This window comes from Geodermatophilus sp. SYSU D00779, from assembly GCF_054050595.1.
This window is the reverse complement of sequence record NZ_JBJGZQ010000002.1, coordinates 249,055-255,309: the sequence shown is the minus strand read 5'-3', so window position 1 is coordinate 255,309 and position 6,255 is coordinate 249,055. Positions and strand designations below refer to the sequence as shown.

The following is a 6,255-nucleotide window of genomic DNA, read 5'->3' as shown; positions in this document are numbered from 1 at the left end:
CCTGAACGCCAGAGGCCCAGAACCCGACGGGTTCTGGGCCTCTGGCGTTCAGGCCACCCCTGCTGGCCCCGCCGGCCCCGTCCCGGGTCCCGCCCTGCGCTCGCGGGGGGTGGGGAGGACGGGTCCTCCTACGGTGGCGGGGAGCAGGGTCCTCGCTCAGGCGTTGGGGCGCTTGCCGTGGTTGGCCTTGTTCCCCTTGCGGGAGCGCCGCTTGCGTCCACGCTTGGACATCGCTGCCCTCCTTCCCTCGTCGCTGCTGCGGGCCCGGTGCCGGGCCCCTGGACACCTCTGGGTGACCCGGGGCAGATCTGGCGCTGCGACCCCGGGTGGACCCGTCAGGCTGGACCCCCAGCCTCTCACGAGCCCGCGCGGCACCGGCCCCCTGTGGCGGTCCGGCGGGGCGCGGGGTGAGGCTGGGAGGCTGGAGCGCGTCGAGGTCGGTGGAAGGCGGTTCGGGACGTGGCACACGTCGGGATCGAGAGCGTGCTCGTGGCAGGCCGTGGGCCGGCCGCGTGCGCGGTGATGGCGGCCTGCTCACGCCTGGACGTGAAGACCGTCGCCGTCCACTCGGAGGCCGACCGCAACGCCCGGCACGTGCGGCTGGCCGACGACGCGATCCTGCTCGGCCCGGCCCCCGCCGCGGAGTCCTACCTCGCCGTGGACCGGATCGTCGAGGCCGCTCGCCGCAGCGGCGCGCGGGCGGTCCTCCCGGTGCCCCCGGCACTGGCCGGCAACGCCCGGCTGGCCGGTGCGGTGGTGGCCGCCGGCCTCACCTGGGTGGGCCCCTCCGCCGCGGTGCTGGAGCGGCTCGGTGGGGACGGCGTCGAGCCGGCCAGTGAGCGCGGGTTCCTCGCCCTGGTCACCGACGGCGGTCTGCGGTGCACGACCCCGGTGTCGCGCGACCGCGCCGCCGGCATCGCCCGCGTCTCCTGGACCCCCGACGAGCCCTTCGAGCTGCCTCCGGCGGCCAAGCGGCTGCCCGAGATCGGCTGGCGCGGCCTGGTCACCGTCGGCATCGCCCCGGACGGAGAGCTGGCCGAGGTGGCGGCCGGGTTCTCCCTCGACACGACGGTGCTGGAGCGGGCGCACGGCGTGGACGCCGTCGAGCTGGCGCTGCGCAGCGCGGCGGCCGGCTCGGCCGCCGACACGGGGACGGGCGCGCCGCCGCGGCGGGCGGTCACCGTCCAGCTGCGCTCGACGTTGCCGCCGGGTCAGGGCGGGCGGGTCACCGGTCGGCTGCCCCGCTCGGGCCGGCACACCGCCGTGGGCCGCGGGGTCGAGGTCGTCGCGGTGAGCGGCTACGACCCCGGCGATCGGCTGGACCGCTGGTACGACGCGCTGCTGGCGACCGTGAGCGCCGGCGCCCGGGACACCGCGACCGCCGCCCGGGCCGTCAGCGACGTCCTCGACGCGGTGCCGGAGGTCGGCGTGCCGCACGACGGTCCCGAGGTGTGCGCGGTGCTCGAGCGGCTGGCCTCCGGGAGCCCCGCGTCGGACATCTGACGCGTGCCAGGATGGACCGACGGCGAGCTCGAGGAGGTGCGGTGGCGGTCGAGGAAGTGCACGCGGAGATGGTGTCGAGCGTCTGGAAGGTGCTCGTGCAGCCCGGCAGCGAGGTGGCGGCCGGCGACACCCTGGTGATCCTCGAGTCGATGAAGATGGAGATCCCCGTCCTCACCGAGCGGGCCGGCACCGTCCGCGAGCTGCACGTCGTCGAGGGCGAGGTGCTCCAGGAGGGCGACCTCATCGCCACCGTCGACGGGTGAAGCTCAGAGGTCGAGGGCGTACACGAGGAGGTCGATGCCCGGCGCGGGCCGCCAGTCGCGCTCCGGCAGCCGGGTGAAGCCCAGCCGCTGGTAGAGGCGCTGGGCCGCCGTCATCCGCCGGTCCGTCGAGAGCACCACCCGCCTCCTGCCAGCCGCGCGGGCCCGTTCCAGGCAGGTCCGCACCAGCAGCTCGCCGATCCCGCGGCCCTGCGCGGCCGGGTCGACGACGAGCATCCGGAACGCCGCCTCGTCGTCGGACCGGGTGACCTCGCCGAAGTCGCCCGAGAGCACCAGTGCCACGCTGCCGACCAGGCGGCCCTCCTCGTCCCGCACGACGAGCAGTTCGGCGCGGTCGGCCCGCCCCGCGACGTCGCGCAGCTGCGCGCCGTACTCGGGGGAGGCCAGCCCGCCGCCCACGTAGACGTCGGAGGTCAGCTGCCCGATCCGCGGGAAGTCGTCGGGACGGGCGCGGTCGACGGTCAGGGCCGGTGCGTCGGGGGACGAGGACACGGCGACGAGCCTAGGGAGGGCCCCTGCCCCCACTGCTCGCAGGCTCGAGACGGGACCCCGCAGGGGGGCCCGCCGGTCGTGATCGGCCGCCATACCCTCGACCCACCATGAACAGCCTCTCCGAACGCCTCACCCGGGGCTCGGCGTCCGCGCCGGCCCAGGTCGACCACGCCCGCCGGCTGGTCGCCGACTGGCAACTGCTGGCCGACCTGTCGTTCGCCGACCTGACGCTGTGGGTGCCGCTGCCCACCGGGGCGTGGTGGTGCGTCGCCCAGGTGCGCCCGCTCACCGCCCCCACCAGCCAGCCCGAGGACCTCGTGGGCTCGGAGGTGGAGGGCTCGCCCGCGGAGCCGTTCGTGGTGGCGCACCGCGAGGGCCGCCCGGTGACCGAAGGGGAGCCGGACTGGTCGGGCAGCACCCCGCGGCGCCGGGAGGTCGTGCCGGTGCGCCACGAGGGCGTGGTCGTCGCCGTCCTGGCGCGGGACACCAACCTGGCGGTGACCCGGTCGCCGTCCACCCTGGAGCTGACCTACCTCGACATCGCCGCCGACCTCTGCCTGATGGTCTCGGCGGGCACGTTCCCGCCGGAGAAGCCGCTGGACGCCGAGCTGAGCCCACGCGTGGGTGACGGGCTGGTGCGGCTGGACGCCGACGGTCGGGCGGTCTACGCCAGTCCCAACGCGCTGTCGGCCTACCGCCGGCTGGGCGTCACGGGGGACGTCGTCGGTGCCGACCTGGCCCGGCTCACCCGGGACGCCGCGGTCGACCGGGTGGCCGGCGAGGCGGTCGCAGCCGGCATCCGGGCCGCGGTGGCCGGGCGGTTCCCCGACCCGATGGACGTCGACAGCGTGGGGGCGACCCTGCTGGTGCGGGCGCTGCCGCTGCAGGCGCCCGGTGCCGAGGAGGGTGCGCTGGTGCTCGTGCGCGACGTGACCGACGTCCGCCGGCGGGACCGCGCGCTGCTGACCAAGGACGCCACCATCCGCGAGATCCACCACCGGGTGAAGAACAACCTGCAGACGGTCGCCGCGCTGCTGCGGTTGCAGGCGCGCCGCATGACCGAGCCGGCCGCCCGCGAGGCGCTGGAGGAGTCGGTACGCCGGGTGTCGTCGATCGCGGTGGTGCACGAGACCCTGGCCGGCAGCCGGGAGGACGTGGTGGACGTCGACGACGTCCTCGACCGGGTGCTGCCGATGCTGGGCGACCTGACCTCCGTGGGCCCGGCCGCGCGGACGCGCCGGGTCGGCCAGTTCGGCGAGCTGCCGGCGGTCGCCGCGACGCCGCTGGTGCTGGTGGTCACCGAGCTGCTGCACAACGCCGCGGAGCACGCGTTCCCCGACGGCAGCCCCGGCAGCATCGAGCTGGTGGCCGAGCGGGACGGTGACGACCTCGTCGTGCGCGTGGTGGACGACGGGCAGGGGCTGCCCGAGGGGTTCGACCCCTCCGCCAGCGAGGGACTGGGCCTGCAGATCGTGCGCACGCTGGTCGCCAGCGAGCTCGGCGGCAGCCTGGACATGACCAGCCCGCCCTCCCGCGCCGCCGACGGCCGTACGGGCACCGAGGTGGTGCTCACCCTCCCCGGTGCGGGCCGTCTCCGCCGTTAGGCGAGTGGACCGATCACGGGGCCCGGTGGGGCGATGGACAGCACAGGGGCCGGTCCGGGGACCCCGGACCGGCCCCTGTGGCCGTGCAGTGTGGCGGTGCCGGGCGCGGGGCCCGGGTGCCGTGCGGTGTGCTCAGGCGGTGCGGACGCGGGTGCGGGCCTGACGCCGCTTGAGCGCGCGCCGCTCGTCCTCCGAGAGCCCACCCCAGACGCCGGAGTCCTGACCCGAGCGCAGTGCCCAGTCGAGGCACGACTCGGTGACGGGGCAGCGGCGGCACACACCCTTGGCCTGCTCGATCTGCACGAGAGAGGGGCCGGTCGTCCCGATGGGGAAGAACAGCTCCGGGTCCTCGTCGCGGCAGAGCGCGCGGTGGCGCCAGTCCATGGCGGTGTTCTCCTCGATGTCGTCTACGGTGTGGTGCAGTCGTCGCCGGCCTCGGACCGATCCGCAGGCCGGCACCGGGGTGGCCAGCGCCATGGCACAGCGACTTCGTGCATTTGTTACCGACAGGTTGCTTTCCTACCGCGATGTTTTCACGGCGAGGACGCCTGTCAAGCAGAACGAGGGCATCGGTCGACCCCTCGTGAGCAAGCTCACCACGGGCATGGTAAGGCCCGCCACTCGACCAGCGGAACCTCCCGCGCGGTGCCTTGACGGGCGGCTGGGTGCGTCATGAAAGCCCAGGTCAGCGACGGGTATCGGAACCGTGTGGTTCCTGTGGCTAGACGATGACGGTCAGCGCCGAGGGGACGCTGCGCACCCGCAGTCCGGTCGCCGTCCCCAGGTGGTCGCCGTCGAGCTGCCATCCCTGCGGACGGCGTGCGGTGAGGGTGAGTTCGTCCAGGTCGTGCCAGCGGTGCACACCCCCGCCGCGGACGTCGGGCCGCGAGGCGAACACCTCGCGCACGTGGTGCAGCATCCGGACGATCCCGGTGGGACCGAGCGCGAAGACGTCCAGGCCGCTGTCGAAGGTGGCGTCCGGGGTCGGGTTGACCGCGCGGGCGCCGAGGTAGGTCCACGGCGAGACGTTCGAGACCAGGCACAGGAACAGCCCGTCGAGGGGCGGACCCCCGGGCAGGTGGGCCGACATCGCGGGGTCGCGGCGCTCGCGGCCGAACACGAACGTGCTGGTCGCCTCGAGCACGTAGAGCAGCCCGGTCGAGCGGAGCCCGCGGGCGCGGTGGGCCTCCACCCGGCCGATGACGTCGGCGTCGAAGCCCAGCCCGGCGGAGAAGGCGAACCAGCGCGGCTCGCTCCACCCGGGGTGGGCCGCGGCTCCGGCGTCGGCGGCGGACTGCGCCAGCGCCGGGTCGGGCAGCCGGGCCGGCGCCGTGGTGGCGCCGCGGACGCTGGCCGTGCCGAGCGAGATGCGCCGGGTGCGCCCGGCGCGCAGCGAGTCGAGGACCTCGCGGGTCGCGGTCAGCGGGTCGCGCGCCCGGCCCAGCGCGCGGGAGAACACGTTGGTCGACCCGCCGGGCACCACGGCGAGCGGCGGGACGTGCTCGCCCGGGCCGTCGTGCAGCAGGCCGTTGACCACCTCGTTGACCGTGCCGTCACCGCCGAGGGCGAGGACGACGTCGACGCCGTCCACGCAGGCCTTGCGAGCCAGCTCGCTGCCGTGGCCGCGGTGGGTGGTCTCGGCCAGCTCCACCTGCAGCTCGCCGGCCAGGGTGGTGAGCACCCGGTCGCGCACGCCGCGGTTGGTCGTCGTCGCCGCGGGGTTGGCCACCACGAGCGCGCGCATGGCAGTCAGGCTAGCCAGCGGCGCAGCTCGACCCGGCGCTGGCGTGGCACGGGCCCGCGGGGACGGGCTCGGCGGGTCCGGCGGGACGCCGTCCCGCGGGGTCCCGGCGCGTACCCTGCGGGTCGTGACCGAGCAGTCCGGAGCCCGGCCGTCGCGGGACCGCCGGCGGATGGAACGGCTGCTCGGCGGCGCGGCCGAGCCGGCGGCGCCGCGCCCGGAGCGGGAGCGACCGGCCGCCCCGACAACGGTGCGCCGGGCGGCGCTGGTCGCCGGCGTGGAGGCCGCGGGGCTGGCCGCGGTCGCCCTGTGGCTGCTCGTCCTCACGTTCACCTCGACGGCTGACAGCGTCGGGCGGGCCCTGGCCGAGGTGGTCTACGTCGGCATCTTCGCGGTCGCGTTGGGCGCGGCCGCCGTGGGGCTGTGGCGGGTGTCGCCGTGGTCGCGGGGGCCGGTCGTCTTCCTGCAGCTGCTGCTGGGCCTGTTCGGCTTCTACTCGGCCTTCGAGTGGGGTGGCGCGTGGGTCGGCGTCCCGCTGCTGGCGCTGGTGGCGACCGAGCTGTACCTGCTGGCCACCCCCGAGGCCCGCCTGGCGTTCGAGGACCGCTGAACCACCCCGTCCAGAGGCTCGCCG

General features: G+C 75.7%; 8 protein-coding genes. 4 read left to right on the top strand and 4 right to left on the bottom strand.

From position 1 onward, the window contains the following. Positions 1–156: 156 nt before the first annotated feature. The gene (locus ACI79G_RS02555) at positions 157–231 is read right to left on the bottom strand and encodes a 50S ribosomal protein bL37 (RefSeq protein ID WP_014377707.1); all 75 of its coding nucleotides are present in this window, start codon (positions 229–231) and stop codon (positions 157–159) included. A 228-nt stretch (positions 232–459) separates the two neighbouring features. Here ACI79G_RS02555 and ACI79G_RS02550 point away from each other — a divergent pair, with 228 nt between their 5' ends. After that, positions 460–1,503 (top strand): biotin carboxylase N-terminal domain-containing protein, encoded by a 1,044-nt coding sequence (locus ACI79G_RS02550; RefSeq protein ID WP_456879409.1) that lies wholly within the window; start codon positions 460–462, stop codon positions 1,501–1,503. Between the two features lie 41 nt (positions 1,504–1,544). Continuing rightward, complete coding sequence (locus ACI79G_RS02545) at positions 1,545–1,766, top strand: biotin/lipoyl-binding carrier protein (RefSeq protein ID WP_091212776.1); 222 nt, start codon at positions 1,545–1,547, stop codon at positions 1,764–1,766. A gap of 3 nt (positions 1,767–1,769) precedes the next feature. Here ACI79G_RS02545 and ACI79G_RS02540 read toward each other — a convergent pair whose 3' ends face one another. Next, positions 1,770–2,276 (bottom strand): GNAT family N-acetyltransferase, encoded by a 507-nt coding sequence (locus tag ACI79G_RS02540; RefSeq protein ID WP_456879406.1) that lies wholly within the window; start codon positions 2,274–2,276, stop codon positions 1,770–1,772. Positions 2,277–2,383: 107 nt separating this feature from the next. Here ACI79G_RS02540 and ACI79G_RS02535 point away from each other — a divergent pair, with 107 nt between their 5' ends. Beyond that, positions 2,384–3,880, top strand: a complete 1,497-nt coding sequence (locus ACI79G_RS02535) for a sensor histidine kinase (RefSeq protein ID WP_456879402.1) — start codon at positions 2,384–2,386, stop codon at positions 3,878–3,880. Between the two features lie 132 nt (positions 3,881–4,012). Here the strand turns inward: ACI79G_RS02535 and ACI79G_RS02530 are convergent, their stop codons facing one another. Together ACI79G_RS02530 and ACI79G_RS02525 are read right to left on the bottom strand one after the other, a co-directional pair. Beyond that, complete coding sequence (locus tag ACI79G_RS02530) at positions 4,013–4,264, bottom strand: WhiB family transcriptional regulator (protein ID WP_456879399.1); 252 nt, start codon at positions 4,262–4,264, stop codon at positions 4,013–4,015. Positions 4,265–4,601: 337 nt separating this feature from the next. After that, on the bottom strand, positions 4,602–5,624 hold the full coding sequence (locus ACI79G_RS02525; RefSeq protein ID WP_456879397.1) for a diacylglycerol/lipid kinase family protein: 1,023 nt from the start codon (positions 5,622–5,624) through the stop codon (positions 4,602–4,604). Positions 5,625–5,748: 124 nt separating this feature from the next. Between ACI79G_RS02525 and ACI79G_RS02520 the strand changes: the two genes are divergently transcribed. Beyond that, on the top strand, positions 5,749–6,231 hold the full coding sequence (locus ACI79G_RS02520; protein ID WP_456879395.1) for a hypothetical protein: 483 nt from the start codon (positions 5,749–5,751) through the stop codon (positions 6,229–6,231). Positions 6,232–6,255: the final 24 nt, after the last annotated feature.

Excerpts from the sequence above, each read along its gene's own strand:
- ACI79G_RS02535 (WP_456879402.1), top strand. The coding sequence starts at position 2,384 with ATGAACAGCCTCTCCGAACGCCTCACCCGGGGCTCGGCGTCCGCGCCG.
- ACI79G_RS02530 (WP_456879399.1), bottom strand. The coding sequence starts at position 4,264 with ATGGACTGGCGCCACCGCGCGCTCTGCCGCGACGAGGACCCGGAGCTG.
- ACI79G_RS02525 (WP_456879397.1), bottom strand. The coding sequence starts at position 5,624 with ATGCGCGCGCTCGTGGTGGCCAACCCCGCGGCGACGACGACCAACCGC.